Origin of the sequence: Clostridium sp. CAG:221, assembly GCA_000435835.1 — a bacterium.
GTDB lineage: Bacteria > Bacillota > Clostridia > Clostridiales > Clostridiaceae > Clostridium.
Map to the genome: position 1 here is coordinate 41,767 of FR883419.1, position 19,357 is coordinate 61,123.

At 29.5% G+C, this 19,357-nt stretch carries 14 protein-coding genes and 1 other annotated feature; of the genes, 12 read left to right on the plus strand and 2 right to left on the minus strand.

The window, feature by feature from the left end; genetic code table 11:
- Positions 1-242: 242 nt before the first annotated feature.
- Positions 243-785: a GNAT family N-acetyltransferase gene (locus tag Q5O44_RS11830; RefSeq protein WP_022168636.1), complete on the minus strand. Its 543-nt coding sequence runs from the start codon at positions 783-785 to the stop codon at positions 243-245.
- A 167-nt stretch (positions 786-952) separates the two neighbouring features.
- Between Q5O44_RS11830 and Q5O44_RS11835 the strand changes: the two genes are divergently transcribed.
- On the plus strand, positions 953-1,321 hold the full coding sequence (locus Q5O44_RS11835) for a nucleotidyltransferase family protein (protein ID WP_022168637.1): 369 nt from the start codon (positions 953-955) through the stop codon (positions 1,319-1,321).
- On the plus strand, positions 1,314-1,745 hold the full coding sequence (locus tag Q5O44_RS11840; protein ID WP_022168638.1) for a hypothetical protein: 432 nt from the start codon (positions 1,314-1,316) through the stop codon (positions 1,743-1,745). Before Q5O44_RS11835 ends, Q5O44_RS11840 begins: the two co-directional genes overlap by 8 nt.
- A gap of 38 nt (positions 1,746-1,783) precedes the next feature.
- On the opposite strand, the gene leuS is transcribed toward Q5O44_RS11840, so the two are convergent.
- Positions 1,784-4,234, minus strand: a complete 2,451-nt coding sequence (leuS, locus tag Q5O44_RS11845) for a leucine--tRNA ligase (protein WP_022168639.1) — start codon at positions 4,232-4,234, stop codon at positions 1,784-1,786.
- A 129-nt stretch (positions 4,235-4,363) separates the two neighbouring features.
- Positions 4,364-4,623, minus strand: a binding site (T-box leader).
- Positions 4,624-4,804: 181 nt separating this feature from the next.
- On the opposite strand from leuS, the gene Q5O44_RS11850 reads away from it, so the two are divergent.
- From Q5O44_RS11850 to aroC, 10 genes are all read left to right on the plus strand, one after another.
- Positions 4,805-6,013 (plus strand): NupC/NupG family nucleoside CNT transporter, encoded by a 1,209-nt coding sequence (locus Q5O44_RS11850; protein ID WP_022168640.1) that lies wholly within the window; start codon positions 4,805-4,807, stop codon positions 6,011-6,013.
- Between the two features lie 277 nt (positions 6,014-6,290).
- A complete protein-coding gene (locus tag Q5O44_RS11855; protein WP_022168641.1) occupies positions 6,291-8,585 on the plus strand; it encodes a starch-binding protein in 2,295 nt (764 codons plus the stop codon).
- A 199-nt stretch (positions 8,586-8,784) separates the two neighbouring features.
- Positions 8,785-9,489 (plus strand): response regulator transcription factor, encoded by a 705-nt coding sequence (locus tag Q5O44_RS11860; RefSeq protein ID WP_022168642.1) that lies wholly within the window; start codon positions 8,785-8,787, stop codon positions 9,487-9,489.
- On the plus strand, positions 9,461-11,737 hold the full coding sequence (locus Q5O44_RS11865) for a HAMP domain-containing sensor histidine kinase (protein ID WP_022168643.1): 2,277 nt from the start codon (positions 9,461-9,463) through the stop codon (positions 11,735-11,737). The genes Q5O44_RS11860 and Q5O44_RS11865 overlap by 29 nt, the downstream gene beginning before the upstream one ends.
- 350 nt (positions 11,738-12,087) lie before the next feature.
- The gene (locus Q5O44_RS11870) at positions 12,088-12,630 is read left to right on the plus strand and encodes an NADH peroxidase (protein ID WP_022168644.1); all 543 of its coding nucleotides are present in this window, start codon (positions 12,088-12,090) and stop codon (positions 12,628-12,630) included.
- Positions 12,631-12,931: 301 nt separating this feature from the next.
- Positions 12,932-14,362, plus strand: a complete 1,431-nt coding sequence (gene cls, locus Q5O44_RS11875) for a cardiolipin synthase (protein WP_022168645.1) — start codon at positions 12,932-12,934, stop codon at positions 14,360-14,362.
- Between the two features lie 314 nt (positions 14,363-14,676).
- Positions 14,677-15,690, plus strand: coding sequence for a 3-deoxy-7-phosphoheptulonate synthase (gene aroF / locus Q5O44_RS11880; protein WP_022168646.1), 1,014 nt, complete (start codon positions 14,677-14,679; stop codon positions 15,688-15,690).
- A 174-nt stretch (positions 15,691-15,864) separates the two neighbouring features.
- Entirely contained in the window at positions 15,865-16,911 is a 1,047-nt protein-coding gene (gene aroB, locus Q5O44_RS11885) for a 3-dehydroquinate synthase (protein WP_022168647.1), read from the plus strand.
- A 30-nt stretch (positions 16,912-16,941) separates the two neighbouring features.
- On the plus strand, positions 16,942-18,240 hold the full coding sequence (gene aroA / locus Q5O44_RS11890) for a 3-phosphoshikimate 1-carboxyvinyltransferase (protein WP_022168648.1): 1,299 nt from the start codon (positions 16,942-16,944) through the stop codon (positions 18,238-18,240).
- Entirely contained in the window at positions 18,218-19,294 is a 1,077-nt protein-coding gene (gene aroC, locus Q5O44_RS11895) for a chorismate synthase (RefSeq protein WP_022168649.1), read from the plus strand. The genes aroA and aroC overlap by 23 nt, the downstream gene beginning before the upstream one ends.
- Positions 19,295-19,357: the final 63 nt, after the last annotated feature.

Here is a 19,357-nt window from a genome sequence, read left to right on the forward strand (position 1 = left end):
AAGGTAGAGCAGAAGGTAGAGCAGAAGGTAGAGAACAAGGTAAGGAAGAAGCTAATATAGAAGCTGCCAAAAATCTTTTACAGTTAGGAGTAGATATTGACATAATAGTTAAATCAACTAGTTTGACTAAAGAGAAAGTTATGAAACTTCAAAAAGAAATTTAAATGAAATCTATTAATATGTTCTATTTTATAGTAGATATTAAATATAACAAAATGTCACTATAAAATAGAACATTTTTATTATTTCAAATTAAGTTGTGAAAATAGAATTACATCCTTAGGGGGAATATGGTGCTTCTCAATGAACTTTTCCATCCAAATAATATCATGCCATGTATTAAATTTATAGCCACATTTAGTGAAGTGAGCAACAGTTTTATAGCCAAATTTCTTATGGAATTCTTGGCTTTTTTCATTGGGATAAGTAATACAAGCATTTACATTAATAATATTTTGCATTTTAAGAAGTCTTTCTAATTCATTATAAAGCAATGTTCCCACTCCTTTACTGGAATTTTCGTATTGTACATATATTGATGTTTCAACAGACCAGTCATAGGCGCGTCTACATTTAAATGCACCAGCATAAGCATATCCATAGATTTTACCATTTTCTTCAGCAACTATATAAGGATATCTTTTTAAGGTAGTTTCAATTCTATTTTTAAATTCTTCAATTGTAGGTACGTCATATTCAAAAGTAATAGGGGTATTAGTAACGTAATATTCATAGATATTAAGAAGATCTTTAGCATCTTCTACTTTTGCCATTCGCACATTCATAGTTATCCCTCCAGTTTTTATAGTTAAATATTTATTACTAAATTACCATATTCTAGCTGGGTGTTGCAATGAAATAATAAGAAATAAAAAATATCAAATTATATACAAACAATCTGATATAATAATATTAAAAATGATAATAATTTTAATATAAGGGAGGGCTCTGTATGGATTTAAAAGATATATGTATAGAGATAGCAAAGAAATATAATATAGATTCAATTGGTTTATTTGGAAGTAGAGCCAGAGGAGATTTTAATGAGCAATCTGACTATGATATATTTATAATAGGAAATATTGATTTAAATACTGAGTTGCGACTTGAATATGATTTAGAAAAGAAATTAGATAGTGAAGTAGATGTTATAAAGATAAATAATGAGACAGATAAAATGTTTTTAAAAAATATACTTAATGAGGCTATTGTATTCTTAGATGACAAAGGAAAGTTTAATAGTACTTATAGGGAAATTGAAAAGTTTTTTATAGAAAATAGTGATTTTATTGAGTTAAGGGAGAGAGATTTAATTGGTTAATCATAGTAGAGTAGTAAAACTATTAGAGGATTATAAAGAGTGGAAATCAGAATGCTTTGAATGTATTGAGGAAATAAATAATAATGATAATGAGAAGATTAAGAAAATGTTATTTCATAGTATTAGAGCTTATTTTTTAGATTTTCATATACTTTGTGAAGACTATATATCTATAAATTTAAAAGAGTTAAATAAGTTTAAAATAGGGATTTCAGCAATTGAGGGTATGGAAACACTAAAGGATTCTTTATGCATAAGTGAAGAATTTTTTGATTTTTACTTTATTTCAAGAAAATTAAGAAATAGATTAGCACATAGATACAAGCTGCCTAAGGATGAAGAATTGTTACTTAATTTGAAAGAAAACTTAAAAAATATTGATGAATTAGAAAGAGTAATTGAGAATTTATTAAAAATAAATTAAAGTTATAAAATAAAAAAGAGTGCATAAAGCACTCTTTTTTATTTTACTACTATATTAACAAGTCTACCTTTAATTACAATAACTTTAACTATATTTTTTCCTTCAGTAGCAGCAACTATATTTTCATCAGCTAAAGCAGCAGCTTTTATTCCTTCTTCGTCTAAATCAGTAGATACATTGATTTTAGCTCTGATTTTTCCGTTTACTTGAACAGCTATTTCTACTTCATCTTTAACAAGGGCTTTTGGATCAAATGTTGGCCAAGCTTCGTTAAATACTGAGTATTTATCAGTTAATAGGTTCCATTGTTCTTCAGCAAAGTGAGGAGCAAATGGAGCTAATATTTTGATGAAGTCCATGCATACATTCTTTAAGAAGTCTAAGTTCTTAGTTTCTTCTTGAAGGTATTTAGATAATGCATTAACAAATTCCATCATTCTTGCTATAGCAGTGTTAAATTGCATTTTATCAGCATCTTCAGTTACACCCTTAATAGCGTTGTTTAACCAGAAGTTTAATTCTTTTTCTGCTTTATCCATAGTAGTTTTATTGTTTTCTCCCTTAGCAATAGCTTCTCTTGCTATATCTAAATATCTTTCAATTCTATCTACGAATCTTGCAACAGATTTAATTCCGTCATCACTCCAAGCTCCACCTTCAGTGTAAGCAAATCCAAACATTAAGTACATTCTAAATACGTCAGCACCGTATTCTTTAATGTAGTCATCTGGAGAAATTGTATTTCCTTTTGATTTTGACATTTTTAATCCGTCTGGTCCTAATATTAAACCTTGGTGAGTTAAGCTCTTAAATGGTTCATCAAAGCTTAAGTATCCCATATCTCTTAAAGCTTTAGTTATAAATCTTGCATATAATAAGTGCATACAAGCATGCTCAGGTCCACCAACATATTTATCAACTGGAAGCATTTTATCTACTAATTCTTTATCAAAAGCTTTTTCAGAGTTTTTGTTATCTACATATCTCATTTGGTACCATGAAGAACATACAAAAGTATCTAATGTATCGCATTCTCTCTTAGCTGGCTTTCCACAACATGGACAAGTAGTATTTACAAATTCTTCGCACTTAGCAAGTGGAGATTTTCCATCTGGTGCAAATTCAACATTGTAAGGTAATTGTACAGGAAGATCTTTTTCTGGAACTGGAACAGCACCACAGTCTTCACAGTAAATCATTGGGATTGGAGCTCCCCAGTATCTTTGTCTAGAAACTAACCAGTCTCTTAATCTGTAGTTAACTTTAGATTCACCTAAGTTATTTTCAGCAAGCTTAGCAACTATTTTTTCTTTAGCTTCTTCAGTTGTTAAACCATCGAATTCTCCAGAGTTAACAAGAACTCCGTATTCACAGTATGGTAATTCAACTTCTTCACCTTTTTTATTAGTTATAACTCTTTCTATTGGTAAGTTAAACTTAGTTGCAAATGCGTAGTCTCTTTCATCATGAGCTGGAACAGCCATAACAGCACCAGTACCGTAAGTTGCAAGTACATAGTCACCAACCCATACAGGTACTTCTTTTCCGTTTATAGGATTTATTGCATATGAACCAGTGAACACACCAGTTTTTTCTCTTGAAAGAGATTGTCTTTCTATATCTGATTGCTTTTTAGCAGCTTCTTTATATTCTTCAACAGCAGCTTTATTTTCAGATGTAGTTAACTTATCTACTAATTCATTTTCAGGTGCTAAAACAACATAAGTAACACCATTTAAAGTATCAACTCTTGTTGTAAATACATCAAAGCTCATATCTGAATCCTTTACTTTAAATGTAACTTGTGCACCTGTAGATTTACCTATCCAGTGTTTTTGCATAGCAACAGTTTTTTCTGGCCAGTCTAAAGTATCTAACTTTTCTAGTAACTCATCAGCATATTCAGTTATTTTGAAGAACCATTGAGTTAAGTCTTTCTTAGTTACTTCAGTTGAACATCTTTCACAACATCCTTCATGAACTTGTTCGTTAGCTAAAACTGTGTTACATGATGGACACCAGTTTACAGGAGCTTTCTTTCTGTAAGCTAATCCTTTTTCATATAATTTTAAGAATATCCATTGAGTCCATTTGTAGTATTCAGGAGTACAAGTTATAACTTCATTTTCCCAGTTAAACATAGCTCCCATAGCTTTTAATTGTTCTTCCATAGTTTTAATATTCTTTTCAGTAGAATCCCATGGATGAATTCCAGTTTTAATAGCAAAGTTTTCAGCTGGTAAACCGAAGGCATCAAATCCCATTGGTTGGAATACATTGTATCCTTGCATTTTCTTTAATCTTGCCCATGAATCAACTGGACCGTAGTTAAACCAGTGACCTGCATGTAATTGACTTCCTGATGGGTAAGAGAACATTTCTAAAACATATAGTTTTTCTCCTTCATTATTTGGGTCAAACTTATAAAGTTCAGTTTCTTCCCATTTCTTTTGCCACTTCTTATCAATGGCAGTTCCATAGTTACTCATTTTAAAATCCTCCTTATTAAAGAAATGAAAAATTAAAAATTAAAAATTAATTTGCTAATTATAACAATTGAGCATTTATATAATTTACATTTTTCATTTTAAATTTAAAAAAGCTTCCGTCTCTATATATTAAGAGACGAAAGCTGTTGCTTCGTGGTACCACTCTTATTAGAACTAGCTAGTAGTTAATAGTTAATGATTAAAAAATTCTTAACTTTTCACTCTTACTTAAAATAGTTCTCACTCGAAATCTTTAACGGGAATCCCGTACTTGTTTATCACAAGTAAGCTCCAAGACAAGTTCCTATAATGTAAACACTGTTTTACACCTTCCAACAGCTCTCTTAAGATTACAAAGTTATAGTACTACTTCTTTTCAACACTTTATACTATTTTATTTATTTTTTTATTATATATTAATTAATAATTTTAGTCAATAATAGTGATAAAGCCATTTTATAAGAGTTTGAATTTAACGAAAATAATGTTTGCGTATAAGTGAAAAATTCTTGCAAATACTAAAGTAGAGAGACAAGAATAAACTAAAAGATGAAAGAAAAGGAGAGTTTTATGGCAATTTTAAATAGCATTATAGGTATTTTATTTATATTTGCAGTTGCATACTTATTATCTAATAATAAGAAGCACATAAAATGGAGAACCATAATAATTGGATTTTTAATTCAATTTGGATTTGCATTAATAGTCTTAAAATGGAGTGTAGGAAGATATGTTTTAAGTAAAGTTGCATTAGGTGTTCAAGGAGTAATAAGCTATGCCAATGAAGGTATAGGCTTTGTATTTGGTTCACTAACTAATGATGGAAGTATATTCGTTGTTAATGTATTATGTGTAATTATATTTATATCAGCAGTAGTTTCTATTCTTTATTACTTAGGAATAATGCAATTTATAATAAGAGTTATCGGTGGAGCATTATCTAAACTTTTAGGAACTTCACAATTAGAAACTATATCAGCATCAGCTAATATATTTTTAGGTCAAACAGAAGCACCGCTTTTAATTAAGCCATATGTAGCTAAATTAACTGAATCAGAGTTATTTACAGTTATGGTTGGAGGTTTAGCTTCAGTATCAGGATCAATTTTAGTTGGATATTCATTACTTGGAATTCCAATAGAATATTTAATTTCAGCATCATTTATGGCGGCTCCAGCAGGACTTATAATATCAAAAATGCTTTATCCAGAAACTGAATTTGATAAAATTCAAAATGAAGTTAAAATGGTAAAAGATGATTCAGCTAATGTAGTAGATGCAGCTTCAAAGGGAGCCATTGATGGATTAGGGTTAGTTTTAAATATAGCAGCAATTATATTAGCTTTTGTTGCTTTAATAGCGCTTGTTAATGGATTAATTGGCTGGATTGGGGGCTGGTTTGGTTTTTCGAATTTAAGCTTACAAACAATATTAGGATATATTTTTGCACCAATAGCAGCTATAATTGGTGTACCATGGGGTGAATCTGTACTAGCAGGTTCTTTAATAGGTCAAAAGATTATATTAAATGAATTTGTTGCTTTTACAAGTATGTCTCCATTATTACCAGAATTATCTGCAAAAACTACAGCAATAGTAACATTTGCATTATGTGGATTTGCCAATATTTCTTCTATAGCTATACTAATAGGTGGAATTGGTGGTATGGCGCCAAATAGAAAGCATGATATAGCAAGACTAGGATGGAAAGCTGTTTTAGGTGGAACATTAGCAAACCTATTAAGTGCCACAATTGCAGGACTTCTTTTAACTATATAATATATAAAAAACACATAGCGTTGTGGCTATGTGTTTTTTATTAATTCAGAATTATGAATTAATGATAAAATTCTTACAGAATTTCTGAAATTTATATTTTTCTAAACTCTGTGAGTTTATTCCACAATTCATCATTCATCATTCATCACTCATCATTAACTAAGTTCATCATTAACTAAGTTTATTATCTGACGAAATATTGAAACATATGTAGGTGGAAAATATTTGAAACAGGTGTTTGTAGGTAGTATCATTAAAGTATAAAGGGGTGGTGATAATGGAATATAGCTTTTTTAAGAAAAAGAAGGTTATTTGTACAGTAACCATTTTTACTCTATTGTTAACATTGCTGTTTGTTAATTTAAAATATGGATTTGTTGTAAGAGCAGAGTCTAATAATGATACTATTACTGTTTCTGATGATTTACCAGAGCATATTAAAGATGGTGCAATACTTCATGCTTGGTGTTGGTCATTCAAAACTATAAAAGAAAACATTAAGGATATAGCAGATGCAGGTTATGTAGCAGTGCAGACATCACCAATTAATCAGTGTAGAGTGGGGAATAATGGAGATTTAAAATTTACAGATCAATGGTGGTATCAATATCAACCAATTAATTATAAGATAGGTAATTATCAGCTTGGTACAAGAGATGAATTTATTGAAATGTGTAATGAAGCTCATAAGTATGGTGTAAAGGTAATTGTTGATGTAGTTATAAATCATATGACATCAAAATGGGATGAAATAGATGCTGCATGGCAAGATGAAAGTTTATTTCATGGAAACACTGAAATAAGTGATTGGAATAATAGATATGATGTAACACAAAATGCTCTGTTGTCTTTATGGGATTTAAATACTCAAAGTAAAGAAGTTCAAAATAAGCTTAAGGATTATTTATCTGATTGTATAAACTGTGGAGCAGATGGGTTTAGATACGATGCAGCTAAACATATAGAGTTACCAGATGATGATGGATATAGCAGTGATTTTTGGCCAACTATTTTAAATAATGAAGCAGAGTTTCAATATGGAGAAATACTACAAGATAGTATATCTAGAGATTCGGCTTATGGAGCATTAATGCCTGTAACAGCATCTAATTATGGCTATAAAATAAGAGATGCCATTGCTAATAATAATTTTAATGCAGAAAATATACAAAATTACAATATTAATGTAGCTTCTAACTCATTAGTAACATGGGTAGAGTCACATGATAATTTTACCAGTGATACGTCTACAAGTGGTTATTCTTCTTGGATGAATGATTGGCAACTAAAGATGTGTTGGGCAGTAATAGCTGCCAGAAGTAATGAAACACCATTATTTTTTAGCAGACCTGTAGGTGGGGGAAATGGCATAATGTTTACGGAAGAAACACAGATAGGTGATAAAGGTAGTGATTTATTTAAAGATAAAGAAGTGGTTGCAGTAAATAAATTTAGAAATGCCATGGTAGGAGAAAGTGAATATTTAAAGAATTACCAGGGAAATAATTGTTTGATTATAGAAAGAGGAAATAAAGGTGTAGTAATAATTAATTTAGGACAAGAAAAAAATATTGATACAGATACAAACTTAGCAGAAGGAGTGTATACTGATCAAGTTTCAGGTAGTATTTTTACATCTTCCAATGGTAAGTTATCTGGAAATGTTAAAAGTGGAAATATAGCAGTATTATATAAAAATAAGTTAAAGGACACAGCAAAGGTTTACTTTAAAAAACCTAGAGATTGGAATAATCCAAAAATTTATGTATATGATAATTCATCAGAAGGCTTAAAAGAATTAGCAGCATGGCCAGGTATTCAAATGACTTATGAAGGTGATGCTATATATAGCTATACTTTACCAGAAAACTATGACAAAGCTAAAGTTATTTTTAATGACGATAACAGTCAGATTCCAGAAGCAAATAAAGAAGGATTAGAGGTAATAAAAGGAGAAAAAATGATCTATGATAATGGGACATTTGGAGAATATAAAGGAAGTAAACTTGAAGTAAAAGATTTTAGCTCAAATGTTGAAAGTCCTCAAAGCTTAGGAAAAGAAATTATATTATCAGCAAAAGCAACTGGTGGAGAAGGGCAACTAGAATATAAATTTTCCATATCTAATGGAATAAGTAATATTAAGGTATTAAATGATTATTCAACAGTTTCTCAAATAAATTGGATAGCAGAAAGTCCTGGAAGGTATATGCTTTTAGTATCTGTAAAAGATGAGGAAGGTAATGAAATAAGTAAGCAGATGGAGTTTGAAATAACTGAAAAGCCTGAAAATACATCTATTATATATTTTAAGAAACCATCAAATTGGAATAAGGCAAGAATTTATATTTATGATGATAGTGGAAATGAATTAAAAGTAAAATCACAATGGCCAGGAGAGGAAATGAAATATGTAAGTGAAGATCTATATATGTATGTATTGCCTAATGAATTTGAAAATGCCAAAGTATTATTTAATGATGGTGATAAACAAATTCCAGCAGAAAATGAAGAAGGATTTACCATAAAATATGGAGAAATAAGAATTTATGATAATGGTAATTGGAGTTGAAAAAATAAATTATGAATAAGAGGTGCTCTTAGGGGTGCCTTTTATTTTGATTATAATGAAGATATGGAAAAGGTTAATGGATTTACTGTTGCCAATGGATATTAATATTTTTTTAAGAAATAGCACTTTGGTTTCGTAAGATTTATACTGTATATTAATTTTATAAGCTATAATATTATGGAGAGGAGTTGAAAGTTATATGAATACTGTTTTGGTAGTAGATGATGATAAAGAAATAGTTGATGCAATTGAAATATACTTAAAGAACGAAGGGATTGGGGTTATTAAAGCATATGATGGCATACAAGCCATTCAGGCATTGATGGAAAAGGAAATACATTTAATATTGATGGATATTATGATGCCTAAGATGGATGGACTACGAACTACTATGAAGATCAGGGAAGAAAAGAATATCCCTATAATATTAATATCAGCAAAATCAGAGGATACAGATAAGGTTCTAGGTTTAAATATGGGAGCTGATGATTATATTACTAAGCCTTTTAACCCTTTAGAGTTAATTGCTAGAGTAAAATCACAATTGAGAAGATATATGACTTTAGGGAATTATGCTAATGATTCTAAAGAAAGTGAAAAGATAATAAAGTCCAGTGGATTGGAAATTAATCTTGAAAGCAAGGAAGTATTTGTTGAAGGTGAGCCTATAAGGGTTACAGCAACAGAATTTGGTATATTAGAACTACTATTAAAGAATAAAGGAAGAGTATTTTCTATTGATGAAATATATGAGAATGTATGGAAGGAACCAAGCTATAATGCTGAAAATACAGTAGCAGTACATATACGAAGGATTAGAGAAAAGATAGAAATCAATCCTAAGGAACCAAAATATTTAAAGGTGGTGTGGGGAATTGGTTATAAAATTGAAAAGTATGAATAAGAAATTTGCTAATTATTTCTTATATATGCTTATATTCATCTTTTTATCAATGTCTATCTTATCAGGAGCTGAAGTGATAAATAATTATGACTTAACACTACCTGAGAGGATTTATGTTGATTCATATTTGGCACAGGAAATAGATGATTATATAGGAATGGCACTGGACTATGCTATTTATTATAAAAATGATGAATATGTTAATGATATAAATAATATAAACCAATATGAAATTGATAGTTATAAACAAAAAATAGAGGAGAAGATTGAAAGTCAATATCAAAATATCAAAAGTATAAGAGAAAGTTCACAAGGATTTCATGATTATAGTTATGATGAGCAACAGGCTATATTAAATGAAGAAAGAAAGAAGATAGAAGAAAAATATGCTTATGATGAAGAAAGCTTGCTTAAGGAAATCTTAGAAAGTAAAAAGACGGCATATGAAAACCTGAAAGTTCAGTTAAGTGCTTATAATAATATAGATTTTGCAGCTTTTGATACATTAACCAATAGCTGGATTACTGAAAAACAAGTTGATGAAGATTTGATAAAGGACACAAGGTATTATTCTGTAAGAAAGATTACCACTAATGATGGTGTTACAGAAAATGTCTATATATCAGGTGAAAAATCTACTAATTCAAATATAGTAAATAGAATAAAAAGAAATTCTTCAGGTTATTATACCAGTGGAAATTATGTATCATCATATATACAAAATCAATCATCCAAGTATTATTATTTAAATAATTATAGTATAGAGCTATATGTATGGATACCAAAAGTTCTACAAAAAGGAGATTCTATATATAATGCGTATAAATCTATTGAAGAGATAAGGCATATTATAGGTATTAAGGCAATGATATGCTTGATATCTACAGCTATACTAGTAGTGTTGTTATATCTAAAAAATAAAGAAAATAGCAGGATGCATGAAGTAGATATATTAATAGAAAAACTGAAGAAATATCCCATTGAATATAAGTTAGGAGGCTTGTTATTATCATACATAGTATATAAGCTAATCTTTAATAGTTATTATAATAAAATATTTGGTGAAGGAAAGTATTTAATTAGTTTTACTTATAGAAATATAGTTACCTTATCTCTTATTTTAATTTTAATATATGTGACAGGTAAGACTTTAATAGTAAGTTATTCTGATGGAACAATCTTCGAGAATACTATTACAAAAACAATATATTATACAACAAAAGATATAATTAAAAGAGGATCATTTATAAAGAATATATTTATAATTGGAATTATGTATATTGCAGTATCAGTTATATTGTTGTTGGTGGGGATATTTAATGGTGAAAAGTTATTATGGCCATGTTTTATAATTGGTGTTTTAATAAGTTTTGCTCTGCTTATTAAATTGATAAAAAGTTTAGTATATTTAGATAAAATAATGCTTGGAGCAAAAGATGCAGCCAGTGGTGAATTAACTTATAAAATTGAAGAAAGAGGAAGAGGATATTTATCTAGCTTGGCACATGATATTAATAATATTAAAGAGGGATTAAGAAAGTCTTTAAAAAATGAAATGAAGAGTGAAAAGATGAAAAGTGAGCTTATAACTAATGTTTCTCATGATTTAAAGACACCTTTGACATCAATTATAAACTATATTGATTTATTGAAGAGGGAGCAGGTAGAACCTGAAAGTGCAAGGGACTATATCGCTGTTTTAGATAGTAAATCTCAAAGGTTAAAAGCACTAATAGAAGATTTATTTGAAGCATCTAAGGCTGCAAGTGGTGAAATGGAACTTCATTTAGCAAAAATAGATATAGTGCAGCTTCTAAGACAAACTTTAGGTGAGTTTGATGAAAAACTTGCCGAGAGTTTATTGGAAATTAGAACTAGTTTCCCAGATGAAAAGGTATATGTAAATGGAGATGGAAGAAGATTATTTAGAGTTTTTGAAAATTTAATTTCTAACATAACCAAATACTCCTTAAGAGGGACAAGGGTATATATTGATATTATTAAAGATGAAAAGAATGCTATCATTATAATGAAGAATATATCATCTTATGAACTGAACTTTGATGCAGGAGAAATAACCAATAGATTTAAACGAGGAGATGAAGCAAGGACTACAGAAGGATCAGGCCTTGGTCTTGCCATTGCAAAAAGCATAGTTGAGCTTCATGGAGGAGAACTAAATATAGAAATTGATGGAGACTTGTTTAAATCCATTATAAAAATGGATTTGTACCAAGAAAATAATTAATAAAAAGCACCAAATAGTATTTGATATTTGGTGCTTTAATTCATTAGAAAGAAATTTATTTAGTATTAAGAGTTATGAATCCATAAATAAGATAATAAAAATTTTAAGAAGCATAGATATTTTTTTATTGAGAATTAGTATCATCTGCAGGAGTTATAAAGCTTTTAACTGTGCTAGTTGAAAGGTATTATCAATTAGAAAAAAATTTAAAAAAATTTTCAAAAAGGGGTTGTAATTAATAATAATTATTATATAATAATAGATGTAAGGTGACTTACAAAAACAAATGATTGATTATAAAATTAGATATATAGATTTAATATATAAAGTATTTTAGGAGGAATAAGATTATGAAGAAATTTGTATGTATAGTATGTGGATATATTCATGAAGGAGAAGCTGCACCAGCAGAATGTCCAGTTTGCCATGTAGGAGCTGATAAGTTCAAAGAACAAACAGGAGAAATGAGCTGGGCTGCAGAACACGAAGTAGGAGCTGCACAAGGAGCTTCAGAAGATATAATGGCTGACTTAAGAGCAAACTTCGAAGGAGAATGTTGTGAAGTTGGTATGTACTTAGCTATGGCAAGAGTTGCTCATAGAGAAGGATACCCAGAAATAGGATTATACTGGGAAAAAGCTGCTTATGAAGAAGCAGAACATGCTGCTAAATTCGCTGAATTATTAGGAGAAGTTGTTACTAACTCAACTAAGAAGAACTTAGAAATGAGAATTGAAGCTGAAAATGGAGCAACTGAAGGTAAGTTTGATTTAGCTAAGAGAGCTAAAGCTGCTAACTTAGATGCAATCCACGATACAGTTCACGAAATGGCTAGAGACGAAGCTAGACACGGAAAAGCATTCCAAGGATTATTAAACAGATACTTCAAATAAAAATTAAGCTGACTATATGTCAGCTTTTTTTTATTTTACAATGATGAATTATGAATTAAGAATTATGAATTAATGATGAAACTCGAAGAGTTTCTGAAAAATATATTTTTTTAAAATTCCGTTTAGGAATTTATTCCACAATTCATCATTCATCATTCATAACTCATCATTATCTAAGTTCATAATAATTATTATAAAATTCCATTGTATAGGCTTTAAACTGGTATAATATACATTAATTAGGGTGTATAATAAAAATGTTATAAACAAATATAAAACCAGAGGTTAAGGGGGAATAATAGTGAGATTTTATGTTGCCATAGTAATATTACTCATGTTAGCTAATATGATATCTGTATTTTCTTTAATTTTTATTGAGAGAAAAGATCCTACTACAACATGGGCTTGGTTACTTATTTTAATGCTTATTCCTGGAATAGGTTTTATTATTTATTTACTTTTAGGACAGAATTTAAGCAGACAAAAAATATTTAGAGAAAAGAAAATAATTGATAAAACTAGAGCTGCGGGATTAGAAGAAATGCAAGAAATTCGTGGAATAAAGAAAGAGTTACAGGATGAATATAGTGATTTAATTTTAATGAATTATAATCATTGTGGGTCTATTTACACTACAGGAAATGAAGTAAAAACATATATAAGTGGGGAAAAGAAATTTCAAGATTTAATTAAGGATATTAGGGCCGCCAAAAAATTTATACATATTGAATACTACATTTTTAGATTTGATGACTTGGGAAAGGCTATTATAAATGAATTAAAAGAAAAAGTAGATGAAGGTATTGAAGTTAGGCTTTTAGTAGATGGAATGGGGTCTAAAAGTTTGAAACAAAAAGAAATAAGATATATTAAAAGTTTAGGGATAAAGTTTAGTATTTTCTTTCCAGGGGCATTTCCTAGGATAAACACAAGAATTAACTATAGAAATCATAGAAAGATTGTAGTTATTGATGGTGAGATAGGATATGTAGGTGGTTTTAATGTAGGAAATGAATATGTTAATAGAGGACATCAATTTAAGTTTTGGAGAGATACTCACTTAAAAGTGAAAGGGCAAGCTGTCAATGAGCTAAATAAAAGGTTTATTTTAGATTGGGATTATGCTTCTGATGAAAATTTAGATAATATAATAAAATATTTTCCTAAACCTAAGGAATATGGCGATGTAGGTATACAGATAGTATCTTCGGGACCGGATCATATGGATGAATATATAAAAATTGCTTATATGAAAATAATCAATAATGCTAGAAAATATGTATATATTCAAACACCATATTTAGTTCCAGATGAACCAATGCTGGAAGCATTAAGGATATCAGCTTTATCAGGTGTTGATGTGAGAATAATAGTTCCGGGAGCACCAGATCATTTTTTTATGGAATGGGTATTAAGTGCTAATATAGCCAATTTAATAGATTATGGAGTGAAGATATATAGATATAACAATGGCTTTATTCATGCTAAAACAATAGTTTCTGATGATATTGTAAGTAGTATAGGAACAGCTAATATGGATAATAGAAGTTTTAGGTTGAATTTTGAAGTCAATGCCTTTATTTATGATGGAGTAGTAGCCAAGCAACAAGCAAAAATATTTTTAAATGATCAAAAATTTTCTACTTTCGTAACAAAAGAATCTTATGAAAAAAGAAGTAGGGCATTAAGAATAAAAGAGTCTTTAATTAGGTTAGTGGCACCTATTTTATAATTTGAAAAATATTGACATTATGTATAAAAATAGTAAAATAAATAAAAAGAGAAAGAAAAAATATTAAAATAGGAGAATTTATATGAAATTATTAAAGGATTATATAGAAAAATTATATAGCTTTTATTACTTTTTTATCTGGGGCTTTTATTTTAGCGCTAGCTATTTAGTTTACAAAAATATATAAGACTTTAATAAATGAGTAATACCATATATATTCTTATAATTTAAGGCTAATTGCAAAATTATAAAGATAAAGTTAAGGAACTCATTTGAGTTCCTTTTTTATATAATAAATAATAGGGGGCAAATTTATGATAGTAATTTTAAAAGCAAAAACAAATAATGAGGAAATTAAAAAATTAACGGATGAAATTGAAAAACTTGGTGTAAATGTTAATCCTGTCATAGGAACAGAATTAAGCATTTTAGGATTAGTGGGAGATACAACAAAGATTGATCCAACATATATAGAAGCAAATCCTAATGTTGAAAGAGTAATGCATGTTCAGGAACCATTTAAAAAAGCTAATAGAATGTTTCATCCAGAGCCAACAATAATAGATGTTAATGGTGAAAAAATTGGAGGCAAAAAGTTAGCAATTATGGCTGGACCATGTTCAGTAGAAAATGAAAAGCAAATTACTTTAATAGCGGAAGAAGTTAAAAAGTCAGGGGCAAACTTTTTAAGAGGCGGAGCATTTAAGCCAAGAACTTCACCATATAGCTTCCAAGGATTAGCGTATGAAGGTTTAGAATTATTAAAATTAGCTAGAGCTAAAACAGGTTTACCAATAGTTACAGAATTAATGTCACCATATGATATAGAAAAATTTGTGGAAGATGTAGATGTAATTCAAGTAGGTGCAAGAAATATGCAAAACTTTGATTTGCTAAAAGAGTTAGGTAAAACAAGAAAACCAATTTTATTAAAAAGAGGTATGAGTGCTACAATAGAGGAACTATTAATGAGTGCTGAGTATGTAATGGCTGGTGGTAATGAAAATGTAATTCTTTGTGAAAGAGGAGTAAGGACTTTTGAAACATATACAAGAAATACTTTAGACTTAAGTGCAGTACCAGCAATTAAGAAATTAAGCCATTTACCAGTAATTATAGATCCAAGTCATGCCACAGGAAAGTGGTGGATGGTTGAACCTCTTGCAAAAGCAGCAGTTGCTGTAGGAGCTGATGGTCTTATATTAGAAGTGCATAATGATCCTCAAAATGCATTATGTGATGGGCAACAGTCTATAAAGCCAGAGTTATTTAATAATCTTATGAAGGATTTAAGCATAATAGCAAGTGCTGTAGGTAGAGAAATATAGGTAATGCTCAGAATATTACTTTATTTTATGTATTTTGCTATTTATGATAATATAAAAGTGTATTAATATTCATAGGTTATACCTAGATGTATGAGAAATGAAAAATTAAGAATGGATAGATAATATATTCATTTTTAATTCTTCATTTTAATTTTTATTGAGGTGGCGATTTTATTGGAATTAAAAATTGATTTAGCAGAAAAAAGTTACCCTATCATCATTGAAAAGGGATTAATTAATAGCATTCAATATAAAATAAAAGAAATATATAAAGGAAAGAAAATCTTTATCTTAACAGATGATAATGTAAATATCTATTATGGAAGTAAATTAGTAGATAACTTGAAAGCTGAAGGATATGATGTGAAACTGATGGTACTTGAAGCTGGAGAACATAGCAAGTCATTTGCTACATTGCCTCAAATATATGATGAGATGTTAGATTTTAAATTAACAAGAAGTGATATAATCATTACTTTAGGTGGTGGAGTAATCGGTGATATTGGAGGATTTGCAGCATCAACTTACTTAAGGGGAATTAAATTTATTCAAGTACCTACTTCTCTTTTAGCACAAGTAGATAGTAGTGTTGGTGGAAAAGTAGCTGTTGACTTAGCTAGAGGTAAAAATCTTGTAGGTAGTTTTTATCATCCAGTGGCGGTATTTATAGATCCAGAAGTTTTGAATACTTTAAGTGATGAATTTTTTGTTGATGGAATGGCTGAAGTAATTAAATATGGATGTATCAAAGATAAGAAATTTTTTGATTTCTTAAATAGATTAGATAGCAAGGAAAAGCTTATGGATAATATTGAAGAGATAATTTATACTTGCTGTAACATTAAAAAGCTTACTGTGGAAAGAGATGAAAAAGATAAGGGTGAAAGAATGTTGTTAAATTTTGGCCATACACTAGGTCATGCCATAGAACAATATTATAACTATTCAAAATATACCCATGGAGTAGCTGTAGCTATAGGAATGTATGAAATAACAAAAATAAGTGAGGAAAAAGGTTTTACAAAAAAAGGTTCATCAGAGCAAATTAAAGAAATACTTATAAAAAATAATCTTCCTTATGAAATGGATGTTAAGATGGAAGATGTTATTCACGGTATTGAACTTGATAAGAAGAACTTAGGTAATGACCTTAATTTAATTTTACTTAAAGAAATAGGAAATGCAGAAATTGTGAAAAGCAACAAAGCATACTTTATTTAATAAGAAAGTAATTTAAGGGAGGAATTTTAGTTGGGTGATTTAAAATTAGGAAATATGACACTGATGGGGAATGTAAAAGTTCCTCCTTCAAAAAGCATGGCTCATAGGGCAATTATCTGTGCAAGTCTTTCAAAAGGAATATCTAAAATAGAAAATATTGATTTTTCAGATGATATTATTGCTACTATGGAAGCAATGAAAGCATTGGGAGCTAAGATTTATCAGAATAATAATTATATAGAGATTCATGGTATAAATCATAATGAAGTTAATAAAGAGTTAAAGATTATTGATTGTAATGAATCAGGTTCAACTTTAAGATTTTTAATACCAATTTCTTTATTGATTCCAGGAAAGAAGAAGTTTATAGGTCGAGGGAATTTAGGTAAAAGACCATTAAATACATTTTATGAAATATTTGAACAAGATAATATAGAATATTCTTTTGAAGAAGGTGTTTTAAACCTTCAAATAGAAGGCACTTTAAAAGGTGGGGAATATTATTTAGCTGGAAATATAAGTTCGCAATTTATAACAGGATTATTATTTACGTTACCTTTAATTAATAGAGATTCAAAAATAGTAATAACAACAGAAATGGAATCAAAGGGTTATATTGATTTAACATTATCTGCATTAAGGGATTTTGGTATAGAAATAATAAATAATGATTATAAGGAATTTATTATTAAAGGTAATCAGGAATATAAAGCTAGAAATTACAAGGTAGAAGGTGATTATTCACAAGCAGCATTTTTCTTAACAGCAAATGCCATAGGTAATAAAGTGGAAATAGATGATGTACTGGCAAACTCAGCACAAGGTGATAAGGAAGCCATTGACATTTTATCAAGAATGGGGATGACTGTGCAATGGAATAAAAGTAAAAATGGAATTATTCCAGCAGAAAATAATGATTTAAAAGCTACCATAATAGATGGCTCACAGTGTCCAGATATTATTCCTGTATTATCAGTGGCAGCAGCTTTAGCTAAAGGTACCACTAAGATTATAAAGGCTGGCAGACTTAGAATTAAGGAATGTGATAGATTAAAGGCTGTAGCATCAGAACTTACTAAGCTAGGTGCTAAAATAGAAGAAAAGGAAGATGGACTTATTATTGAAGGTGTAGAAAGTTTAAAGGGTGGAGTAGAAGTGTGGAGTTGGAAAGACCACAGAATAGCAATGACTTTAGCCATTGCAGCAACAAGATGTAAAGAGCCTATAGTATTAAAGGAGTATGAATGTATCAGTAAATCATATCCATCATTTTTTAATGATTACAGAAGATTAGGAGGTATAGCAAGTGAGTGGAATGTGGGGGAATAAAATTAAAATATCCATATTTGGAGAATCACATGGAAATGCCATAGGGATTAATATAGATGGACTTGAACCAGGTTTTGAGATAGATTTAGATAAAGTATCAGCTGAAATGAAAAGAAGAGCACCAGGTAGGAATAACTTATCAACACCAAGAAAAGAAGCTGATGAACCTGAGATATTAAGTGGATTTTTTGAAGGAAGGACTACAGGTACTCCTCTTTGTGCCATCATAAGAAATAATAATACTAAGTCTAAGGATTATGGAAAGCTTAAAGATATAATGAGACCTGGTCATGCTGATTATACAGGAAAGATTAGATACAATGGTTTTAATGATTATAGAGGTGGAGGTCATTTTTCAGGTAGAATAACAGCACCTCTTGTTTTTGCAGGGGCAATATGCAAGCAGATATTAGAAGCAAAGGGAATAAAGATAGTATCTCATATAAAATCTATTGGCACCATTGAAGATAAAAGCTTTTTAGATGAAGAAATTACGGAAGATTTTATTAATTCATATATGTCAAAAGAGTTACCATTAATAGATGGATCAAAAGAAGAAGATATGAGAAAAGAAATACTGCTAGCTAAGGAAGAATTAGATTCAATTGGTGGTACCGTGGAATGTGCAGTTCTTGGTATAGAGCCAGGAATAGGTAATCCGTTTTTTGATTCAGTGGAATCTACTTTAGCTCATTTAATGTTTTCTATACCAGCAGTAAAAGGTATTGAATTTGGTAGAGGCTTTGAACTTTCTCAAATGAGAGGAAGTCAAGCTAATGATGCCATGTATTTTGCAGGAGAAAAGGTTTTAACAAAGACTAATAATAATGGAGGAATATTAGGGGGAATAACTAATGGTATGCCAGTAATATTTAAGGTTGCCATAAAACCTACATCATCTATATTAAAAACGCAAAATACTGTAAACATAAATACAGGAGAGAATACAGTTTTAGAGGTAAATGGAAGACATGATCCATGTATAGTTCAAAGAGCACTTCCAGTAGTAGAAGCAGCAACAGCCATAGGAATCTTAGATTTAATTGAAAATTAAATCTAAGTTAAACAGTGCATATGGCTTCACTTATGCACTTAATTAAGTCGCCATAAATGGCTA

What these genes read in the sequence shown, in the direction of transcription:
- Q5O44_RS11850 (WP_022168640.1), top strand. Translation starts at nt 4,805, where the DNA reads ATGGCAATTTTAAATAGCATTATAGGTATTTTATTTATATTTGCAGTT.
- Q5O44_RS11870 (WP_022168644.1), top strand. Translation starts at nt 12,088, where the DNA reads ATGAAGAAATTTGTATGTATAGTATGTGGATATATTCATGAAGGAGAA.
- Q5O44_RS11860 (WP_022168642.1), top strand. Translation starts at nt 8,785, where the DNA reads ATGAATACTGTTTTGGTAGTAGATGATGATAAAGAAATAGTTGATGCA.
- Q5O44_RS11830 (WP_022168636.1), bottom strand. Translation starts at nt 785, where the DNA reads ATGAATGTGCGAATGGCAAAAGTAGAAGATGCTAAAGATCTTCTTAAT.
- Q5O44_RS11835 (WP_022168637.1), top strand. Translation starts at nt 953, where the DNA reads ATGGATTTAAAAGATATATGTATAGAGATAGCAAAGAAATATAATATA.
- leuS (WP_022168639.1), bottom strand. Translation starts at nt 4,234, where the DNA reads ATGAGTAACTATGGAACTGCCATTGATAAGAAGTGGCAAAAGAAATGG.
- Q5O44_RS11855 (WP_022168641.1), top strand. Translation starts at nt 6,291, where the DNA reads ATGGAATATAGCTTTTTTAAGAAAAAGAAGGTTATTTGTACAGTAACC.
- aroF (WP_022168646.1), top strand. Translation starts at nt 14,677, where the DNA reads ATGATAGTAATTTTAAAAGCAAAAACAAATAATGAGGAAATTAAAAAA.